Origin of the sequence: Marinobacter profundi (assembly GCF_002744715.1) — a bacterium.
In the GTDB taxonomy this organism is placed as follows: domain Bacteria; phylum Pseudomonadota; class Gammaproteobacteria; order Pseudomonadales; family Oleiphilaceae; genus Marinobacter; species Marinobacter profundi.
Window position 1 is genome coordinate 207053 of the sequence record NZ_KZ319369.1, and the last position, 18996, is coordinate 226048.

Below are 18996 nucleotides of genomic sequence, written 5' to 3' on the forward strand. Positions count from 1 at the left end.
GGTCAGCGGGTCAGGTTCATATAGAGTTTGGGCAGTTGCAGGGGCAGTTGTGCCGGGTCGCGGATGACTACGAAGTTGTTGCTGCCGAACACGTAGGGCAGGTATTCGCTGGCGTCGTCGTCAATGGTGACGCAGAACGGGGTCAGTCCGGCCTTGTGGGCTTCCTGCACGGCCATGCGGGTGTCTTCGACGCCGTAGCGGCCTTCGTAGAGGTCCAGGTCGTTGGGCTTGCCGTCGGTGAGCAGCAGGAGGATTTTCTGGTGCTCATGGCGAGCCTGCAGCAGGCGGGTGGCCTGGCGAATGGCCGCGCCCATGCGGGTGTAGTAACCCGGCTCCAGGGCCTGGATCCGTCCGCGGCTGATGTCGGTGTAGGCCTCGTCAAAGCCCTTGATGTGGTGAAAGCGCACATGGTCGCGGCGCCGGGATGAGAAGGCGAACAGGGCAAACGGATCGCGGCTGGCCTGGAGCGCTTCGCTGAGCAGCTGCAGGCCGTCACGGGTAATGTCGATAACCCGCTGATGGTTGTTGATGTAGGTGTCGGTCGACAGCGACACATCGGCGAGGATCAGGCAGGCAAGGTCGCGCTGACTGAGCTGGCAGCGGCGGAACAGTTTCTGGTCGATCACCCCGGAGCCGCGGCGATGCTGGACTTCCCGGTCCAGGCAGGCGTCGAGATCGAGTTCGTCACCCTCGGTTTGCCGGCGCTGCCACTGTTTCAGCGGTTTGAGTGCGCTGAACTGGCGGCGCAGCCGCTGCGCGGGCCGTTTCAGTGCCTCCGGCAGTGGTGATGGCACCGCGTCACGGCTGAGCATGGGTTGCAGGCAGCAGAACTTTTCCCGGTAGCCCTGGCTGCGCCAGTCCCATTCGGGCAGGTGGATGCCGGGGCCCAGGCGCAGGTCGTCGTTTTCTTCCGATGGCAGGTCGAGGTCAAACTTGATCGCCGAGGAGGTTTCCCGCCGGTCGCTGGAGATGGAGATCATGTCCATGTCGTCGGCGACGGCCTCGGCATCTTCTTCTTCGGTGTCGTCACCGGCCCGGTCTACCGGGATGAATTCGGTCCAGGAAAACAGGCTCTCCAGGCGGAAGATCATCAGGCCCTGGTCGCGATCGAAGCCGTCTACCCGTTCTGCCTGGCGGCGCTTGTTCTTCTTTGCCAGGCCTCCGGGCCTGGAGTTGGCATCGTCATCAATGACCTGGCCGCTGACTTTGCCCTTGCCCAGCACCGGGTATAGCCAGAGGATGACGGGCCAGGGGTCGGTGGTGGCGCGGGGCAGGCGGGTGACGCTGCCGGGGTGGATCAGCGCCTGGCGCAGGGCACGCTCGCGCTGGGCTTCGGCCTCCGGCAGGCTGTCCGGGTCCGGCCGCCATTGCAGGGTGTGGCGAACCAGTCGTTGGTACATGGTTTCCAGGCCTGGCCAGTGGGCAAGCAGGTGCTGTACCCGTTGCTGGTTTGCAGTGAACCAGTCGGGATGTTCCTGGCTGTCAGTGGCGGCCAGTGCCGCCAGCCATAGATAGAGCTCGCGATTCAGCTGTTTGTCGGGGAACAGCGCCAGCCGCTCCGGCAGGCGCAGGCTCTGGTCATCCCGCCATGCCAGTTCGAATTTGCGGTGGGTTCCGGCCAGTTTCTGCAGCAGGCGCCGGCGGATCTGGAAGTGGCGGGGTTCGGCGGTGACCAGACTCAGTGCTGGATCGCCGCCAAGGGCGCGGAACAGTACGCCGAGGGTCCGGGCCTCGTCTTTCAGGCACACCGCATGCTCCGGGAACTCCCCGAGCGCCTGCCGGGTGATGTATTCGTGCCACTTGAATCCGACCCATTCTTCCATATCAGCTCCGTTGGTCAGGTGCGGCCCTTGCGCGGGGCGGTGTCCAGCTGGTGAACCGGAATCAGCACGGTTTGCCGGTTAGGCTGGCCCGGCTCCCAGTGCAGCAGGCTGCCTTCCGGATTGTCTTTCTGGACCTCGCGACAGGCGCTGACGCATTGCAGGCACTGGGTGCAGGTGAACTTTGCCCGTTTATGGCTGCGGGTGGGCAGCCGCATCGGGCAGGCTTCGTCACAGGCCCGGGTGCAGTCCCGGCAGGCCGCGGCTCGGGCGGTATCAAAGGTTACCAGGCGGCCGCGGCCGTTGGTCATCCAGGCAATGCTTTGCACCACGCCGAAGGCGCAGCCATATTTGCAAAACAGGTGGCGGGCAAACAGGAAATCCAGGGTAAACACGGTGCTGGCCACCGCGAGAAACACCGAGGGGTAAAAGGCTAGATTGCCGGTGATGAGGTCGGTGTACAGCGGAATCGGCGGCAGCAGGTAGGACAGCAGCGCCAGTGCCCAGGAGAATCCGATCAGTCCGCACACCAGGGTCAGTCCAGTCCAGTGGATGAACTTGCCGCGGCGACCTTTCTTCAGGGCTTCCCACAGGGTGGGGCGACCGGTAATCCGGGTCATCAAGTGATTGATGGTTTCGACCACAGAGAAGTGGGGGCACAGCCAGCCGCAGTAAATCCGCCCCCATTTCCAGGCCACCCAGAGCACCAGGGGGACCAGTACGGTAATCGGTAACACGAACCAGACCAGGATTTGTCCCGCGACTTCTGCCGGGGCACTGTGGGACACCCAGTCCAGGTCGAGATTGAAAGAGAGCGGAAACCCGAACAGGATGAAGTGGGTTTCCGTCAGGTCATAACGAAAGATGTTGAGCACCGGCGCAAGCAGGAACAGCAGGAAGAAGCCGCTGCGGGTCAGCAGTCGGTTCCGCTGCAGGGTGTCCTTGTTGGTGGTCGGTGCAGGCACGTTGATGGTATCCCGTCAGGGGTGAAGGCCGGGGCACCAGGCCCCGGCGTTGAATGGCTCCGATCAGGCGTCTTCGGTGGCAGGTCCGCGGACCTCTTCCGCAGCAGACGCCTGTCCGCCGATGAAGAAGCTGCCGAAGTAGACCACCAGCCCGCCCAGGAAGAAGCAGCCGGCAACAAAGCGCATCCAGTAGAACAGCGCGATGTTGTCCTGGGTGGCCATGAACGACAGCGCCTCGCCGCTTTCCGGAATCCGCTGCAGCCAGATCTGCAGGATGCCGGCGCCGGTCAGGAACAGGGTGATGAACACCATGGAGATGGTCATCAGCCAGAAGCCCCACATCTCCAGTACCTGGGCAGTATTACTGTTGCCGTAGGGCCGGCCGCGCATGATCGGCATGGCATAGGAGATGATGGTCAGCACGATCATCACGTAGGCGCCGTAGAAGGCCATGTGGCCGTGAGCAGCGGTAATCTGGCTGCCGTGGGTGTAGTAGTTCACCGGTGCCAGGGTATGCAGGAAGCCCCAAACGCCAGCGCCGAGGAATGCCATCACCGCAGTCCCCATGGCCCACAGCATGGCGGCCTTGTTGGGGTGGTTACGCCGGCGGCGGTTGATCATGTTGAAGGCGAACAGCACCATCATGAAGAACGGCAGCGGCTCCAGGGCAGAGAACACGGAACCCAGCCACAGCCAGTACTCGGGCGGCCCGATCCAGAAGAAGTGGTGGCCGGTACCGATGATGCCGGTAATCAACGCCATGGCGATGATGACGTACAGCCACTTCTCGATCACTTCCCGGTCGACCCCGGTAATCTTGATCAGTACGTAGGCGAGGATGGCGCCCATGATCAGTTCCCACACGCCTTCTACCCACAGGTGGACGACAAACCACCAGAAGTATTTGTCCAGGGTGAGGTTGCTGGGGTTGTAGAAGGAGAACAGCCAGAGCACTGCCAGCCCGACCAGGCCGGTAATCAGCACGATGTTGACCACGGTTTTACGGCCCTTGAGGGCAGTCATCAGGATATTGAACAGGAATCCGACCACCACCAGCGCTATGCCTATCTTGGTGATGGTGGGCTGCTCAAGGAACTCCCGGCCCATGGTGGGCAGTAACCGGTTCATGGTGACATCGGCCAAGGTGGCGTAGTCGACAAACAGGTAGCCGAGAATGGTCAGAGTGCCGGCGGCGGCAAACACCCAGAACAGGATCCACGCCAGCAACGGGCTGTAGAGCTCGGTCTGGGCCTCTTCCGGCACCAGATAGTAGGTGGCGCCCATGAAGCCGAACAGCAGCCAGACAATCAGCAGGTTGGTATGCACCATCCGGGCGACGTTGAAGGGGATCTCCGGAAACAGGAAGTCGCCCACGACATACTGCAGGCCGAGCACCAGGCCGAATACGATCTGGCCGGCAAACAACAGCAGGGCGAAGATGAAGTAGGGCATGGCGACCCTTTGGGATTCGTATTTCATGTCAGTTCCCTCAGCCTTCGATATTGGGTGGCCAGTTGTTGTCGTCGATTTTCGATGTCCACTCCAGGAAGGCCGCGAGCGCATCGATCTCTTCGTCGGTCAGGTTGAACTGGGGCATCTGGCGGCGGCCCGGCACATTGGTGGGCATGGCGTTCATCCAGGCCCGCATGTAGGACTTGAAGGTCGCACTGTCGCCGGCACCGCGGCGGTCAAACACGTTGGCCAGTTCCGGCGCGAAATACGCGCCTTCGCCCATCAACGAGTGGCAGCCGACGCAGTTATTTTCCTCCCAGATGTGTTTGCCCTGGGCCACCTCGGCGGTGATCAGTTCCCGGTTGTCACGTTCGGGCATGGCCCGTGACTGGGTGTCATAGGTGAGGGCCAGGAACAACAGGACGAAGAAGGCACTTCCCCCCAGATAGATGTTCCTGGCCATGCTTTTGGTAAAGCGCTCGGCCATTGTTCTGCTCTCCTTGATCGTTATGGAAAACCTGATTGCGCTACTAGGATATAAAGATGCATTTTAAATACTGTTGATGATTATCAAAGAAATTAGGGGATCCTGCTATTGATCCGGGGAGTTACCTCCAGAGAGGTATGCGAAACGGCGGGGTGTGCGGGCAGCGGGGGAATATCGTCCGCGCCGGGCGGTGGTGATAGACTGCGCGGCCTGAGTCTGTTCACTTGCCGCTTCCGGAGTATCGATGGCTGCTGCCCTTGCGCTTTTTATCAAGTTGATTCCGCTGTACGTTACCGTAGCCCTGGGCTGGATAGCCGGGCGGTACCTGGAGGCCAGCGGCCGTCACATTGCCGGCATCATGCTGTATATCGTCACGCCGTCGGTGGTGTTCTCCGGGGTGATGGTGGCGCCACTGTCGACCGAGGTGATCCTGCTGCCGTTCCTGGTTTTCGGGCTATCTTCGGTGCTGGGACTGGTGCAGCTGAAGCTGGCAAAAAAGGTGATCCGTGACGGCAGCGCCAACATCATCCCATTGTGTGTCGGTTCCGGTAACACCGGCTATTTCGGAGTGCCGGTGGCGCTGTTGCTGTTCGGCGAGGAGGGTCTTGGGCTGTATATCGTGTGTATGCTGGGGACCACCCTGTTCGAGAATTCGGTGGGCTTCTATCTGGCAGCGAGGGGCCGCTACGGCTTGCAGGATGCACTGTTGCGGGTCGCAAAACTGCCATCGGTTTATGCCTTTGTGGCGGCGGTGCTGCTCAACCTCAATGGCGTGGGGATACCGGAGGTCTTCCAGCCGTTGTTCGATAACCTGCGGGGCGCCTACAGTGTGCTCGGCATGATGATCATCGGCATGGGCATCACCAGTTTCCGGGGCCTGGCCGGCAATGTCCGTTTTACCGCCCTGGCCTTTTTCGGCAAGTTCGTGATCTGGCCACTGGTGGCCATCCTGTTCTGGTGGCTGGATGCCAACGTACTGGGGATCTACGACACCGCCGTCCACCAGGCCATGTTCCTGATTTCGATCACCCCGATTGCTGCCAACACCGTGGTCATAGCCACCCTGCTGGACACGTCGCCACGCCAGGCTGCGGGTACCGTACTGCTGACCACGCTGTTTGCCCTGGCGTTCATTCCGGTGATGGTTTCGCTCGCGTTCTAGCGGGAACCGGAGGTGGAGCCCTTGAGTGCCGGTGCCACGCTGCCGGCCCGGGCCTCGGCTCCCTCAGGCCTTGAGTGCGAGTATGCGTCGGGCGCCGTTCAGTACGATCAGCCCGACAATGGTGCCGACCATGAGGTCGGGATAGTTGGAGCCGGTCCAGGCCACCAGTGCGCCGGCAACGATGACCCCGAGATTGATGATCACGTCGTTGGCGGAGAATATCCAGCTGGCTTTCATGTGGGCGCCACCATGCCGGTGCCTGGAGATCAGGACCAGACAGGTACTGTTGGCCACCAGGGCAATCAGGGCCATCACCATCATAAGCGCCGATTCCGGCTCGCTGCCAAGCAGGAAACGTCGACCCACCTCCAGCAGTACCCCGAGTGCCAGGATCAGTTGCAGAACGCCGGCAACATGGGCTGCGCGCACTTGCATCTGGATGCTATGCGCAACGGCATACAGCGACAGGCCATAGACGGCAGCGTCGGCGAACATGTCGAGGGAATCGGCAACCAGGGCGGTGGACTGGGCGATGACCCCGGTGGTCAGCTCCAGCACAAACATCACCGCGTTGATGGCCAGCAGGATCTTCAGGGTGCCGGCTTCCTCGCCGGCACGAGTCGCCGCTGCTGTGGCAGCTTCGATGGCATCCGGGTCCGCCGGGCGAGTTTCCTGCAGGGTTGCCCCCAGCCCCAGGGGCAGCAGCTTGTCGGTCACAGGTTGGGCTTCGCCGTCATGAAGCACCCGGAGCTGGCGGTTTTCCAGGTCAAATGACAGGCCGCCGATCTGCGCACAGCCGTCCAGCGCCATGCGAATCATCCGTTCTTCCGATGGGCAGTCCATTTTCGGAATTCGGTACAGGCTGACCCATTCACCGGACGTTACGGGCGCCGCCGGTGCTTGGCTCCCGGGATCACCTGACTGACAACCGCATTCACCACTTCTGGCTTCATTCATAAACCGAATTGCCCCATCCACTTTTTCGGGTTCACGTCCAGGGAATATCGACCAGGGCACGAAGGCCGCCCTGAGCACCTGTATCAAAGGTGAGTGTACCACCGTAACGTTCGGTGATTTCCCTGACGATGGCCAGGCCAAGCCCGTGGCCCGGGGTCTGTTGGTCCAGTCGAAGGCCGCGGACACCCAGGGAAGACAAGGACTCGGGGGGGACGCCGGGCCCGTCGTCCTCGACCCGTATTATCATACGGTCATCCTCCTCCAGTAACGACAGTTCGACGGTTTTCTCCGACCACTTACCGGCATTGTCCAGCAGATTGCCGAGCACTTCGTTCAGATCGTGTTCCTCCAGCGGCCACCGCTGCTCCTCCATCATTTCGGAGGATAATTCGAACGACTTTTCCGGGTACAGCCGGCCCAGCATCCAGAGCAGGTCTCGCGCCTGCTTGACCGGGTAGGCGCTTTTCCCAACCTGAGGGCCGGCAAACCGGCTTCGGCGCATTTCCGCTTCAAGCTGTTTGTCGATATCCCCGAGTCGGGATGCCATTTCGTGCCTGAGGGGGGCGTCCAGCGGGCGGCTGGTATCTTCCAGTATCTGCCGGGTTGCTGCTATGGGGGTTTTGACACTGTGGGACAGGTTGGCCAGGGCGTCCCGGGAGCGTTCAAGGCGTTGGTCCAGCGAGTCCAGCAACTGGTTGAGCTGTTGCACGAGGGGGCGGAACTCTTCCGGGGCCTGAACGGCAATACGGGAGATTTCGCCATCCTGCAGTCTCTTCAGGGCAGCCTTCAGGGTCACCACGGGCCGCATGGACAGGGTGATGCCCAGCCAGATCACCGCAACGAGCAGCACAATCAGAAGAATGGAGACGATGGCGGTCCACGCATGCAGCTCGGCCTGGCTGCTTTTCAGGGCGCCCAGATCCTCGGAGACAATCACCACAATGGGGGTGTCGCCAACCCGGAACGACTTTCTGTAGGCCAGGATACTGTAGGGAGTGTCGGCATTCCCTTTGCTTGCGACCTGGGTGGCGCCGTCTGGCCCGGACTCGAGCAGTGACATCAGTAGGGGCGACCAGGATTCCGGGGAGATGAGGGTGCGGTCGGGAGAGTGGATGACAAAGGCATGGTGAAAGACTTCCTGGAAATAGTCGCCGGTCTGGAGTGTGTCGATGCGACCGCCGGATTCCCGGATCTGGTGCTCGAGGAACGCCACCTCGTCCTTTAGCCGGCTTTCAACAAATTCCCTTGCCATCCGGTCCAGCAACAGACCGTGAACCAGCCAGGCCAGAGCCATCAGGCCGATGCCGGCCGGTAACAGCAGGACGAGCAGGGTGCCCTTCACGGACACCGGCTTCTTAAACAATGTCATTGAACAGATAACCCTGGCCCCGCCGTGTTGCGATGGTGTCCGGGCCCACCAGTTTCCTCAGACGCCGGATGTAAGCCTCGATCACATTCTCGCTCGGGTTGTCGTTGAGGTTGTATAGCTGCTCCATCAACTGTTCCTTGGAAAACACATGGCGGGGGCGGCTCATCAGGCAGCGGAGCAGGCGGAACTCGGTGCCGGTCAGGGTATGCTCGGTGCCATCGGCCAGTTTCAGGCACTGGCGATTCTCATCCAGCTCGAACCGGCCCGCTTTCACCACCGAGTGAACCCGGCCTTCACTGCGCCGGACAATGGCGTTGAGGCGGGCGATCAGCTCTTCGGTCTGGAAGGGCTTGGCAAGGTAATCGTCCGCCCCGGCTTTCAGGCCGTTCACCTTGTCCTGCCAGTCGCCCCTGGCGGTCAGAATCAGAACCGGCAGATCGACCTGGTGCGCCCGCCATTTCCTCAATACCTCCAGGCCGTTTCCGTCCGGTAAGCCAAGGTCCAGCACCGCGGCGCGGTAATCCTCCTGTTCTCCCAGCACGACAGCCTCCCTGGCCGTGGCAGTGGTATCCACACTGAAGCCCGCTTTTTCAAGCTGTCGCGCCAGGCCATCGGCCAGCAATCGGTCGTCTTCGACAAGCAGTAAGCGCATGACTCTGTTCCTTATCGGTGTCTTGTCGGCCGCGTCAGTGTCACTGACTTACCTGAATTCAGCCTGAACTCTAAATTGTTGGTCATTTTCAGAAAGAATTCAGGTTTGTGCGAGATGGTATCAACCGTTTCTTGGTATTGCTCAAGTTTCAGAGCGAGCCGACCCGCATTCCAACGCACAGTATTTCACAGGAGAAGATGGCATGAATGCATCAAAAAATTTTGTTGCCGCTGCGGCCATGTCGTTGACCGCGACCGCGTTCGCCGCAGGCGGCCACGGCGGTGGTCACGGCAACGGCATTGGTGAGCCCGGTAAAGCGGGTGATGTTTCCCGCACCATCCAGGTGGAAATGCACGATAACTACTATGAGCCGGAAACCATTGAGGTGGCCCGCGGCGAGACCGTGCGCTTCGTGATCGAGAACAAGGGCAGGCTGGTGCACGAGTTCAATCTCGGTACCCCCGAGATGCACGAGGCCCATCAGGACGAAATGAAGATGATGGTCGAGCACGGGGTCATCCAGGGGGGCACCCTCAATCGCAAGCTGATGGAAATGGACATGGGCAATGGCCATTCCATGAAACACGATGATCCCAACAGCGTGTTGCTGGAGCCGGGTGAGAAGAAGGAAATCGTCTGGACCTTTAACACCAAGGCCAACATGGAATTCGCCTGCAATATTCCCGGCCACTACCAGTCCGGGATGTACGGCGATGTGAACTTTGATTCTGCGGCCGACAGCCAGGCCAGCGCAGACTGATCCCGCCCGGAGACGGTAAGAAGGGAGTGCCACTTTCCCGGTGCTCCCGAAGCAGTATTCCAGGAGTAACCAACACATGAAGAACGCCCTTATGGCAGGGGCCCTCGGGCTCCTCATGCCGGCGCTGTCGGCTGCCGGTGAATACAACATCACCGTGGACCGCGTGATGATCGATACCGGCGATTTTGTGAAAGAAGGCATCGGCTACAACGGTGCCTCGCCCGGACCGGTGCTCAGGTTCAAGGAGGGGGAGACGGTAACGATCAATGTCACCAATAACCTCGATGAGCCGACCTCCATTCACTGGCACGGACTGATCCTGCCGTTCGAACAGGACGGGGTTCCGGGCATCAGCTTTGACGGTATCAAGCCCGGTGAGACCTTCACCTACGAGTTCCCCATCGTGCAAAGCGGCACCTACTGGTTTCACAGTCATTCGGGCTTTCAGGAACCCAACGGTGCCTATGGTGCGATTGTGATCGAACCCGAGGGGCGGGAGCCGTTCCGGTACGACCGGGAGTATGTGGTCCAGCTCACCGACAAACACCCGCACGATGGTAACCGGGTCATGCGTAATCTGAAGATGATGCCGGACTATTACAACCGTCAGCAGCAGACCGTGGGGGATTTCTTTGCCGATATCTCGAAGCACGGTTTCGTGACCACCCTGCAGGACCGTCTGGCCTGGGGCGACATGCGCATGATGAAAGCCGACGTGGAAGATGTTCAGGGCTTTACCGGCCTGATCAATGGCAAGGGGCCCGAACAGAACTGGACCGGCCTGTTCGAGCCGGGCGAGCGCATCCGACTCCGGTTCATCAATTCCTCCGCCATGGCGTACTTCGATATCCGGATTCCGGGCCTGGAGATGACCGTGGTGCAGGCCGACGGCAATAACGTACAGCCGGTCACTGTGGACGAGTTCCGCATCGGTGTGGCGGAAACCTACGATGTGATTGTCCGGCCGAAGACCGCCGAGGCCTACACCATCTTCGCCGAATCCATGGGCCGATCGGGCTATGCCCGGGCAACCCTGGCGCCTGAGGAAGGCATGCAAGGGCCCGTGCCCGAACTGAGAGAGGCGCCATTGCTGACCATGGCCGATATGGGGGGCATGCATGGTATGGCCGATGGCGATATGGCGACCCGCGACGGTGCGGAAGACATGGACCATGGCAACATGAGCCAGGGTTCAATGGAACAGGCCAGTATGAATGGCAGCTCCGGCATGGCCGCTGACGCTGGCACTTCGATGGCCGGAATGGACCACTCGGGCATGGATCACGGTGCCATGATCATGGCCGAAGGTGGTGCCAGCGATCCCTTCTACGCGGAGGGTAGCGGCCTGGTGCCGGTGGCGGCGAATGGTGGCAAGTTCCTCTCGTACTCGGATTTGCGGGCCCAGAAGCCACTGTACGAGGAGCGGGAGCCCACCCGTGAAATCGAACTGCGCCTGACCGGCAACATGGAGCGGTATACCTGGAGTATTGACGGCGTCAAGTATGAGGACGCGGAACCATTGAAGCTGCAATACGGCGAGCGCGTCCGGTTCAAGTTTGTTAACGAAACCATGATGACGCATCCGATGCATCTGCATGGCATGTGGTCGATCCTCGATGTGGGGGCCGGGGAGTGGAACCCGGTTAAACACACCGTCAGCGTTCAACCGGGCACTACGGTCTATATGGAAACCGAGGTGGACGCGCCGGGCCAGTGGGCTTTCCATTGCCACCTGTCCTACCATGCCGCCTCCGGCATGTTCCGTAAGGTCGTGGTCGAGGGTGGTCCGGACCAGGGCAACACCGCCGGCGTTGAAGTTGCGAATGACGGAGGTGATGCATGAGGACTTTGACCCTGTCTGCGCTTGCACTGGCATTGACGTTGCCATCGTTGCCCGTGCTGGGCAGTGATATGCCGCAGGACCAGTCCGGCCGGAAGGACGCGCTGAGCCTCTGGGGTGTCCAGTTCGAGGAACTGGAATATCGTTACAGTGACGATGACGAGGAACTGGGGGTCTGGAACGGCGATGCCTTCTACGGCACTGATGAACTCAAGTTCCGCTGGCTGACTAAAGGTGAGTACGCGATCGAAGAAGAGGCCTATGAGAAGCTGGAAAACCAGTTGCTCCTGCAGACGCCGGTGTCCAGCTTCTTCGACGCCAAGGCCGGCGTGCGCTTCGACACGCCCGAGGGCCCGGACCGTACCTATGGGGTGTTGGGGCTGACCGGCCTGGCTCCGCACTGGTTCGAGGTGGATGCCAGCCTGTATGTCAGTGACGAAGGCGATACTTCGGCGGAGTTTGATGCCGAGTACGAGCTGCTGTTCACCAATCACCTGATCCTGTCTGCTGCACTGGATGCCACTGTTGCTTTCAGTGAAGACCGGGAAATTGGTGTGGGCAAGGGGCTGGTTTCTACAGAAACCGGGCTCCGGTTGAGCTATGACCTGGTTGACCGGTCCTTCTCGCCCTACCTGGGCGTGGTCCACGAACGCAAATATGGCGACACCGCCGACTTTGCGGAAGCAGAAGGGGGAGGCACCGAGGACTGGTTCGCCGTTATCGGAGCCAGAGTCTCGTTCTGAGTCCGCCTCTGACGCTCCAGCTAACGGGCCGAGGGTACCCCCCTCGGCCCGTTTTTGTTGCTGACAAGTTGATGTGGATCAACCGGGGGCGGTTGAGGCAGCTGATTTTCAGCCGCAATTCAGCTTCGGATGTTGTGATGAGGTCAAAGCAAGCAGGTTGGGAGGTGAATGCCATGACCAAAGCTCACAAAGCAACCAGTCAGGAACCCTTTCTTCTCCACAGGAAATTGCCCGTTGAGGGGCTGGGTGAGAGTCAGTGGGAGGATTTCATTCACGAACTGAATCACCACCCCTGCGTGGACTTCGCCGAGCGCAAGCCGGGCAACCGTCTATTCGTGACCTATGATGGAAGTCATTGGTCCATCGATGAGTTGCTCGATCTGGTTGCAGGCTATGACGGGAGGCTTCCCGGAGGCTGGTGGACGCGCAGGAAACTGGCCTGGTACCGGTTTACCGATGACAACGTCCGGGCCAATGCCAATCACGAGCCATTCTGTTGTTCGAAGATTCCGCCAATGAAACGAAAGTGACAGGAGGTTGAATGGGCAGTGAGCAGGACAGAACCACCCATTATCAGGAAGGAAGTCTGACGCTTCCCGGAACCGTGATGCTGGGAACCGGCGTCATGATTGGCGCCGGTATCTTCGCACTGACCGGCCAGATGGCCCAGATGACGGGTGTGCTGTTTCCGCTGGCCTTTCTGGCGGCTGCGGTCATCGTGGCCTTCAGCGCGTACTCCTATATCAAGATCTCCAATGCCTGGCCATCCGCCGGAGGCATTGGTATGTATCTGCACAAAGCCTACGGGAACCGCTTGCCAACTGCGTTCAACGCCTTGCTGATGTATTTCTCGATGGTGATTGCCCAGAGTTTTCTGGCGCGTACTTTCGGTTCCTACACCATGCAGTTGTTCGGCGGCGACGAAAGCGGACGCATGGTACCCATTCTCGGCGTATCGCTGATCCTGGGGGCTTTTCTGATCAACCTGCTGGGTAACCGGATGATCCAGGGAGTGGCCTCCTTCATCGGCATTCTGAAAATAGGGGGGATACTGGTTTTCGGGCTGGTGGGTGTCTGGATCGCCGACAGCATATCGGTTGATTTCTCCACACCGGGAGAAGCGGGAACCGCTGGTAATTTCCTGGGTGCCACCGCGCTCGGGATACTGGCCTTCAAGGGTTTCACCACCATCACCAACAGTGGCTCCGAGGTGAAGGATCCGCACCGGAACGTGGGGCGCGCTATCGTTATTTCCATTGCAGCCTGTGTGGTGATCTACACCCTGGTTGGCTTTGCCGTTGCCAGCAATCTTTCACTGGCTGAAATCATTGAGACCCGGGACTACTCCCTTGCTGCAGCCGCACGCCCGGCACTGGGGGATTATGGTGTCTGGTTCACGGTTGCCATCGCCATGATGGCCACCGCCGGTGGCATTCTGGCCAGTATCTTCGCTGTCTCGCGCATGTTGGCCATGCTGACGGAGATGAAGCTGGTGCCCCACAGTCATTTCGGCATGCCGGGAACCATCCAGAAGCACACGCTGGTCTACACTGTGGTCCTGGGGCTGACCCTCACGGCCTTTTTTGATCTTTCCCGCATTGCGGCTTTGGGGATCGTCTTCTACCTGGTCATGGATATTGCCATTCACTGGGGCGTGCTTCGGTATCTGCGGGCAGATGTGAAGGCAAGCGTCTGGGTGCCGGCGACGGCGATCATTCTGGATATGCTGGCACTTGGTGGTTTTGTCTGGGTGAAACTGAACACCGATCCTTTTGTTATCGGTGTGGCCGTGGCAACGATGGCCGTGATTGCCATTGTCGAGCAGCTGTTCCTGACCAGAACTGCGCGCACCCGGGAATCCGGGCATGAGGGAACTCAGGTGCATCATCACCATTAATAGGTTATCGACCTGGAGAGCAGTACCATGATGGGAAATGGAGCGTTTGGTAATACCATGTTTTATAACACGATGTGGGCCGGACACTGGTTGTGGATGCTGGTGATCGGCATTGTGGTCGTCATACCGGCCTGGCGTATTTGCCAGCGCACGGGATATCCGGGCTGGATGGGCATTCTGATACTGATTCCAGTGGTTAATCTTTTCCTGCTTTATTTTCTTGCGTTTTCTGAATGGCCCGCGGATAAACAAGGGGGGCCGGATGCCTGAGCACCAGCACGCTCACCATGCCCACCACGGTGAAGGGGAAAGTGGAGAGCACCTCGCCAAGGACCCGGTTTGCGGAATGTCCGTAGACCCCCACACGGCCGAGCATCGAAGTCAGCACGGTGGAAAAACCTGGTATTTTTGCTCGTCACGCTGCCAGTCGAAATTCGACGAGGACCCCGAACAATACCTCGGCGGGCAACCGCAACAGGAAGAGGCCGTGCCGCCGGGCACCATCTACACCTGCCCGATGCATCCCGAAATTCGCCAGCAGGGACCGGGAGACTGCCCCATCTGTGGTATGGCTCTGGAGCCCGAGCAGGTGAGCCTGGATGATGGGCCATCCACAGAGCTTACGGACATGACCCGCCGGTTCTGGATTGGACTGGTTCTGACTCTGCCGGTGCTGGTGCTTGAAATGGGCGGGCACCTGACCGGGCTTGATCACATTGTCGCCCCTCAGATATCCAACTGGATCCAGTTGGTGCTGGCAACACCGGTTGTTATGTGGTGTGGCTGGCCGTTCTTTGTCCGGGGCTGGAAGTCCGTGGTCAGTCGCAACCTGAACATGTTCACGTTGATTGCCATCGGTACCGGCGTGGCGTTGATATATAGCCTGGTGGCGACCCTTGCCCCTCAGGTTTTCCCGGCAGCCTTTCGGCAGGAGGATGGCTCGGTTGCCGTCTATTTCGAGGCCGCGGCGGTCATTGTGGTGCTGGTCTTACTGGGGCAGGTGCTGGAACTCCGGGCCCGGGAAAAAACCTCGGGTGCCATCAAGGCCTTGCTGGATCTGGCGCCGGCAACCGCCAGGAAACTGGACGATGCGGGCGGTGAGTCCGATGTGTCGCTTGATCAGGTCAAGGTTGGCGACCGCCTTCGGGTTCGGCCCGGAGACAAGGTGCCACTGGACGGAGAGGTGCTTGAGGGCAGCTCCAATGTGGACGAATCCATGGTCACTGGTGAGCCTTTGGCGGTCAGCAAGAAATCGGGAGATCAGGTGATTGGCGGCAGCATCAACCAGCAGGGCAGCTTTATCATGCGGGCCGACAAGGTTGGCCGGGACACCATGCTGTCACAGATTGTGCAGATGGTGGCGAGCGCCCAGCGCAGCCGCGCGCCCATTCAGGGCCTGGCCGACAAGGTCGCGGGCTATTTTGTGCCGGCCGTGATCCTGATCGCCATTATCGCCTTTATCGTCTGGTCCGTCTTCGGGCCCACGCCGCCCATGGCCTTCGGGCTGATTGCCGCTGTGAGCGTGTTGATCATCGCCTGCCCCTGTGCCCTGGGGCTGGCCACGCCCATGTCGATCATGGTCGGCGTCGGCCGGGGTGCCCAGAGTGGTGTGCTGATACGGGACGCGGAAGCTCTGGAGCGCATGGAAAAGGTGGATACGGTTGTGGTGGACAAAACCGGCACACTGACAGAAGGCAAACCTCAGGTCACAAAGCTGGTTCCTGCCGAGGGATTCAGCGAGGAAGAACTCATGCGGTTTGCCGGCGGCCTGGAAAAGGGCAGTGAGCACCCGCTGGCCCATGCCATTCTCGACAAAGCCGGGGCCATGGACCTGACGCTGCCAGAGGCTGAGGGTTTCGACTCCCCGAATGGCAAAGGCGTGACCGGAAAGATCGATGGGCAGCAGGTACTGATTGGCAACCGGCTGTTGATGGAATCCGAAGGCGTCGATACCTCGGATTTTGAGTCTGAAGCCGACCAGCTCCGCAGGGATGGGGCCACGGTGATTTTCGCAGCCGTTGACGGAAAGGTTTGCGGGTTGCTTGCCATTGCCGATCCGGTGAAAGAAACCACCGAAGCGGCCATAACGGCACTACAGAAGGATGGCATCCGTGTCGTCATGCTGACCGGCGATAACCGAACATCGGCTGAGGCCGTTGCCCGCAAACTGCACATTGACGAAGTGGAGGCGGAAGTCCTGCCGGAGGACAAGGGCAAGATCGTTCAGCGCCTGAAAGATGAGGGCCGTATTGTGGTCATGGCCGGCGATGGCGTAAACGACGCACCCGCATTGGCAACGGCGGATGTGGGTGTGGCCATGGGCACAGGTACGGATGTCGCGATCGAAAGCGCCGGTATTACACTGCTCCGGGGAGACCTGATGGGCATTGTGGAAGCCCGCCGGCTGTCTCTGGCGACCATGCGCAACATCCGGCAGAACCTGTTTTTTGCCTTTATCTACAACTCTGCCGGCGTCCCGATCGCCGCCGGGGTGTTGTATCCGTTTGCGGGCATCCTGCTGTCCCCGATTTTCGCGGCGGCGGCCATGTCGCTGTCTTCGGTCAGCGTGATTGTCAACGCACTGCGTTTGCGAGTGGTCAGTCTGGGACCGGGCCACTGAACTTTTCTCTCACAGGAGATAACCATGTCATACACGATCAACCGTCTCATCAAGAATGTCGATTTTGAGGATGTGGACCAGAGAGCGCGGCAGGCCCTGGGGGACCACGGCTTCGGCGTGCTGACCGAGATCGACGTCAAAGCCACCATGAAGAAAAAGCTCGACAAGGACATGTCTGCCTACCGGATTCTGGGGGCCTGTAATCCCGGTATGGCCTGGGAAGCTATTGGCGTGGAGCCCCGCGTCGGTGCCATGCTGCCGTGCAACGTGATTCTCAGGGAAGTTTCGGACGGCGTGGAGGTCAGTGCCGTTGATCCTGTGGCGTCCATGACGGCCATTGATAATGACGAGCTCAAGCAGGTTGCCGGGAAAGTCAGAGACATGCTGTCTGAGGTTGTCGAGGCGATCTGACCGATGGCCTCGGGCGCCCTGCCTCTGCGCGTGCGTTAAGCCGCAAGAGGGTGTTGGAATCGTTGGTGAAGAGAGAATACCATTCCCGTGCGGTTTTTCCGGAATTAAAACGAATAGATGTTCCCTGGTCTCCCGTCTGGCTCATTAGATCAGCGATTTAACCAGACGGGACACTAGCCAGAGGACGATTGAATGGCATGGCTTATTACCAAGTATGCGATTACTGCTGCATTGGTGGTGCTGGTATCTGAAATCGCGAAACGCAGCGACAAACTGGGCGCGCTGATTGCTGCCTTACCCATGGTGACAGTGCTGGCCATGATCTGGCTTTACGCTGAGCAGCAGCCCGCAGAGAAAATCAGCAATCATGCCTGGTATACGTTCTGGTACGTGCTGCCGACCCTGCCAATGTTTCTGGCTTTCCCGTTCCTTCTGCCGAGGTTTGGCTTCTGGGTTTCCCTCGTGATCAGTGCTGTCATCACCATCGCCTGCTTTGCGGCACTGGCGGCCGTGGTAAAGCGGTTTGGTATCTTTCTTCTGTAATTCCGCGTGTTTTAGCCAAGGCTGCCCAACACTGGAAAGGTCGATAGCATCCACGATGCAAACCGTGTCATTTGCCCGGTGATCACCATTACGCCCATGATCACCAGCACCAGACCTGCCACTGCCCTCAGTGGTCTGCTCCAGCGACTGAACCCTCGCATCCGCTCGCGAAAGTGCTCGATGAACAGCGCGGTTCCAAGGAATGGCAGCGCCAGTCCCAGCGAATACACTGCAAGGTACAGCATGCCCGTTTCCGCGTTGGCATGGGTTGAGCTAAGGGCCAGTATGGCGCCGAGTATGGGGCCGATGCAGGGCGTCCAGCCGATGGCGAACGCCACGCCCAGCACGAATGCTGCCGTGGGCCGCCCGCCTTCCAGCGTATGCCCCAGGCGCCAGTCCCGTTGCAGGGCCGGCATGCTCCACCAACCCAGCATGAACAGGCCCATGAGCACAATCAGCAACCCGGCCACCAGATTGGCTTCCTGCCGGTAGGCCATCAGCCACTGCCCCAGAAGACTGGCGCTGGCGCCCAGGGCAACAAACACCAGGCTGAAGCCGAGCACAAAGCAGACACTCAGCCACAAGGCTTTCAGCCGATTCGACGCCTCGGTTACTGCGCCGCCGGTAACGACAGACAGGTAGCCCGGGACCAGTGGCAGAGTGCAGGGTGAGAAGAAAGACACCAGGCCGCCAAGGAAGGCGGCCAGGATGCCCCAGGTTGCAAGATCTGGCATTCAGGAACTCCCGAATCAGTGGTATTCCCGGCCGGCAGCCGGGAACGGCCTCAGTAATCTTTGTGCTCGCTGAACACGCTCTGCTGCCCGTTGGCTCGGAAGGCAATCACCTGGTAGTCGTCCTTCCGGCCGGTTTCCATGCCGGGGCTGCCCTGGACCATGCCCGGCACTGAAAGCCCGAGGGTATTGAACTGGGGGTTTTCCAGGTAAGCGAGGATATCGCCAGCCGGCACATGACCCTCGATTACCACATCATCAATCAACGCGGTGTGGCAGGAAGCCAGCTCTCCCGGTACGCCATGGGTCTGCTTGATAGCACCGACGTTGTCGGTATCGATAACGCGGGTCTCAAAGCCGTTGGTCTCAAGGTGCTCAACCCAGCCCTGACAGCAGCCGCAGCTTGGGCTCTTATAGATGGTGATCGCGGGGCCAGTTTCGCCAGCAGAGGCCAGAGGGGTTGATGGTTCGGAGGATTCGTTGGCCTGGATTGCCAGCGTGGTGGCGCCGGCGGCAAGAACAATGGCAGCGACGCCAGTATAAAGGGCAAGTTTTTGGGTCTTCATGGTGATCTCCTGACAGGCATG

19 protein-coding genes are annotated in these 18996 nt (G+C 60.0%); 10 read left to right on the forward strand and 9 right to left on the reverse strand.

The features are described from left to right. Positions 1-2: 2 nt before the first annotated feature. From CLH61_RS06490 to CLH61_RS06505, 4 genes are all read right to left on the reverse strand, one after another. On the reverse strand, positions 3-1823 hold the full coding sequence (locus CLH61_RS06490) for a nitric oxide reductase activation protein NorD (protein ID WP_099613897.1): 1821 nt from the start codon (positions 1821-1823) through the stop codon (positions 3-5). Between the two features lie 14 nt (positions 1824-1837). Then, positions 1838-2785: a 4Fe-4S binding protein gene (locus CLH61_RS06495; RefSeq protein WP_099613898.1), complete on the reverse strand. Its 948-nt coding sequence runs from the start codon at positions 2783-2785 to the stop codon at positions 1838-1840. Between the two features lie 63 nt (positions 2786-2848). Beyond that, positions 2849-4264 (reverse strand): cbb3-type cytochrome c oxidase subunit I, encoded by a 1416-nt coding sequence (locus tag CLH61_RS06500; RefSeq protein ID WP_099613899.1) that lies wholly within the window; start codon positions 4262-4264, stop codon positions 2849-2851. A 10-nt stretch (positions 4265-4274) separates the two neighbouring features. Beyond that, positions 4275-4724: a c-type cytochrome gene (locus CLH61_RS06505; RefSeq protein WP_099613900.1), complete on the reverse strand. Its 450-nt coding sequence runs from the start codon at positions 4722-4724 to the stop codon at positions 4275-4277. 244 nt (positions 4725-4968) lie between these two features. Here CLH61_RS06505 and CLH61_RS06510 point away from each other — a divergent pair, with 244 nt between their 5' ends. Then, positions 4969-5886, forward strand: a complete 918-nt coding sequence (locus CLH61_RS06510; protein WP_099613901.1) for an AEC family transporter — start codon at positions 4969-4971, stop codon at positions 5884-5886. A 63-nt stretch (positions 5887-5949) separates the two neighbouring features. Here the strand turns inward: CLH61_RS06510 and CLH61_RS06515 are convergent, their stop codons facing one another. Genes CLH61_RS06515 through CLH61_RS06525 form a run of 3 tightly spaced genes read right to left on the reverse strand, consistent with a single transcriptional unit; the run spans position 5950 to position 8864 of the window. Next, complete coding sequence (locus CLH61_RS06515) at positions 5950-6843, reverse strand: cation efflux transmembrane domain-containing protein (RefSeq protein WP_099613902.1); 894 nt, start codon at positions 6841-6843, stop codon at positions 5950-5952. Between the two features lie 31 nt (positions 6844-6874). After that, positions 6875-8212, reverse strand: coding sequence for an ATP-binding protein (locus tag CLH61_RS06520; RefSeq protein WP_099613903.1), 1338 nt, complete (start codon positions 8210-8212; stop codon positions 6875-6877). Then, positions 8199-8864 (reverse strand): response regulator transcription factor, encoded by a 666-nt coding sequence (locus tag CLH61_RS06525; protein WP_099613904.1) that lies wholly within the window; start codon positions 8862-8864, stop codon positions 8199-8201. The genes CLH61_RS06520 and CLH61_RS06525 overlap by 14 nt, the downstream gene beginning before the upstream one ends. Before the next feature lie 202 nt (positions 8865-9066). On the opposite strand from CLH61_RS06525, the gene CLH61_RS06530 reads away from it, so the two are divergent. The 9 genes from CLH61_RS06530 (at position 9067) to CLH61_RS06570 (ending at position 17678) form a co-directional block, all read left to right on the forward strand. After that, positions 9067-9624: a cupredoxin domain-containing protein gene (locus CLH61_RS06530; RefSeq protein WP_099613905.1), complete on the forward strand. Its 558-nt coding sequence runs from the start codon at positions 9067-9069 to the stop codon at positions 9622-9624. A 76-nt stretch (positions 9625-9700) separates the two neighbouring features. Further along, positions 9701-11467, forward strand: coding sequence for a copper resistance system multicopper oxidase (locus tag CLH61_RS06535; RefSeq protein WP_099613906.1), 1767 nt, complete (start codon positions 9701-9703; stop codon positions 11465-11467). Positions 11468-11535: 68 nt separating this feature from the next. Next, entirely contained in the window at positions 11536-12207 is a 672-nt protein-coding gene (locus CLH61_RS06540; RefSeq protein WP_099614202.1) for a copper resistance protein B, read from the forward strand. Between the two features lie 173 nt (positions 12208-12380). Further along, positions 12381-12737 (forward strand): hypothetical protein, encoded by a 357-nt coding sequence (locus tag CLH61_RS06545; RefSeq protein ID WP_099614203.1) that lies wholly within the window; start codon positions 12381-12383, stop codon positions 12735-12737. Positions 12738-12748: 11 nt separating this feature from the next. Then, positions 12749-14104, forward strand: coding sequence for an APC family permease (locus tag CLH61_RS06550; RefSeq protein WP_099613907.1), 1356 nt, complete (start codon positions 12749-12751; stop codon positions 14102-14104). Positions 14105-14131: 27 nt separating this feature from the next. Then, positions 14132-14374 carry a hypothetical protein gene (locus tag CLH61_RS06555; RefSeq protein ID WP_170003631.1) on the forward strand — a complete coding sequence of 81 codons (243 nt, stop codon included), beginning with the start codon at positions 14132-14134 and terminating at the stop codon, positions 14372-14374. Then, complete coding sequence (locus tag CLH61_RS06560; RefSeq protein WP_099613908.1) at positions 14367-16724, forward strand: heavy metal translocating P-type ATPase; 2358 nt, start codon at positions 14367-14369, stop codon at positions 16722-16724. Before CLH61_RS06555 ends, CLH61_RS06560 begins: the two co-directional genes overlap by 8 nt. 24 nt (positions 16725-16748) lie before the next feature. Further along, on the forward strand, positions 16749-17135 hold the full coding sequence (locus tag CLH61_RS06565; RefSeq protein WP_099613909.1) for a DUF302 domain-containing protein: 387 nt from the start codon (positions 16749-16751) through the stop codon (positions 17133-17135). A gap of 192 nt (positions 17136-17327) precedes the next feature. Then, positions 17328-17678, forward strand: coding sequence for a DUF3147 family protein (locus tag CLH61_RS06570; RefSeq protein WP_099613910.1), 351 nt, complete (start codon positions 17328-17330; stop codon positions 17676-17678). A gap of 11 nt (positions 17679-17689) precedes the next feature. Here the strand turns inward: CLH61_RS06570 and CLH61_RS06575 are convergent, their stop codons facing one another. Together CLH61_RS06575 and CLH61_RS06580 are read right to left on the reverse strand one after the other, a co-directional pair. Then, positions 17690-18412 (reverse strand): cytochrome c biogenesis CcdA family protein, encoded by a 723-nt coding sequence (locus CLH61_RS06575; RefSeq protein WP_099613911.1) that lies wholly within the window; start codon positions 18410-18412, stop codon positions 17690-17692. 50 nt (positions 18413-18462) lie between these two features. Then, positions 18463-18975: a DUF411 domain-containing protein gene (locus CLH61_RS06580; RefSeq protein WP_099613912.1), complete on the reverse strand. Its 513-nt coding sequence runs from the start codon at positions 18973-18975 to the stop codon at positions 18463-18465. Positions 18976-18996 lie beyond the last annotated feature (21 nt).

Bases quoted from the DNA above. Each gene is read 5' to 3' on its own strand.
- CLH61_RS06490 (WP_099613897.1), bottom strand. From the start codon at position 1,823: ATGGAAGAATGGGTCGGATTCAAGTGGCACGAATACATCACCCGGCAG.
- CLH61_RS06500 (WP_099613899.1), bottom strand. From the start codon at position 4,264: ATGAAATACGAATCCCAAAGGGTCGCCATGCCCTACTTCATCTTCGCC.
- CLH61_RS06505 (WP_099613900.1), bottom strand. From the start codon at position 4,724: ATGGCCGAGCGCTTTACCAAAAGCATGGCCAGGAACATCTATCTGGGG.
- CLH61_RS06510 (WP_099613901.1), top strand. From the start codon at position 4,969: ATGGCTGCTGCCCTTGCGCTTTTTATCAAGTTGATTCCGCTGTACGTT.
- CLH61_RS06515 (WP_099613902.1), bottom strand. From the start codon at position 6,843: ATGAATGAAGCCAGAAGTGGTGAATGCGGTTGTCAGTCAGGTGATCCC.
- CLH61_RS06520 (WP_099613903.1), bottom strand. From the start codon at position 8,212: ATGACATTGTTTAAGAAGCCGGTGTCCGTGAAGGGCACCCTGCTCGTC.
- CLH61_RS06525 (WP_099613904.1), bottom strand. From the start codon at position 8,864: ATGCGCTTACTGCTTGTCGAAGACGACCGATTGCTGGCCGATGGCCTG.
- CLH61_RS06530 (WP_099613905.1), top strand. From the start codon at position 9,067: ATGAATGCATCAAAAAATTTTGTTGCCGCTGCGGCCATGTCGTTGACC.
- CLH61_RS06535 (WP_099613906.1), top strand. From the start codon at position 9,701: ATGAAGAACGCCCTTATGGCAGGGGCCCTCGGGCTCCTCATGCCGGCG.
- CLH61_RS06540 (WP_099614202.1), top strand. From the start codon at position 11,536: ATGCCGCAGGACCAGTCCGGCCGGAAGGACGCGCTGAGCCTCTGGGGT.
- CLH61_RS06545 (WP_099614203.1), top strand. From the start codon at position 12,381: ATGACCAAAGCTCACAAAGCAACCAGTCAGGAACCCTTTCTTCTCCAC.
- CLH61_RS06550 (WP_099613907.1), top strand. From the start codon at position 12,749: ATGGGCAGTGAGCAGGACAGAACCACCCATTATCAGGAAGGAAGTCTG.
- CLH61_RS06555 (WP_170003631.1), top strand. From the start codon at position 14,132: ATGATGGGAAATGGAGCGTTTGGTAATACCATGTTTTATAACACGATG.
- CLH61_RS06560 (WP_099613908.1), top strand. From the start codon at position 14,367: ATGCCTGAGCACCAGCACGCTCACCATGCCCACCACGGTGAAGGGGAA.
- CLH61_RS06565 (WP_099613909.1), top strand. From the start codon at position 16,749: ATGTCATACACGATCAACCGTCTCATCAAGAATGTCGATTTTGAGGAT.
- CLH61_RS06570 (WP_099613910.1), top strand. From the start codon at position 17,328: ATGGCATGGCTTATTACCAAGTATGCGATTACTGCTGCATTGGTGGTG.
- CLH61_RS06575 (WP_099613911.1), bottom strand. From the start codon at position 18,412: ATGCCAGATCTTGCAACCTGGGGCATCCTGGCCGCCTTCCTTGGCGGC.
- CLH61_RS06580 (WP_099613912.1), bottom strand. From the start codon at position 18,975: ATGAAGACCCAAAAACTTGCCCTTTATACTGGCGTCGCTGCCATTGTT.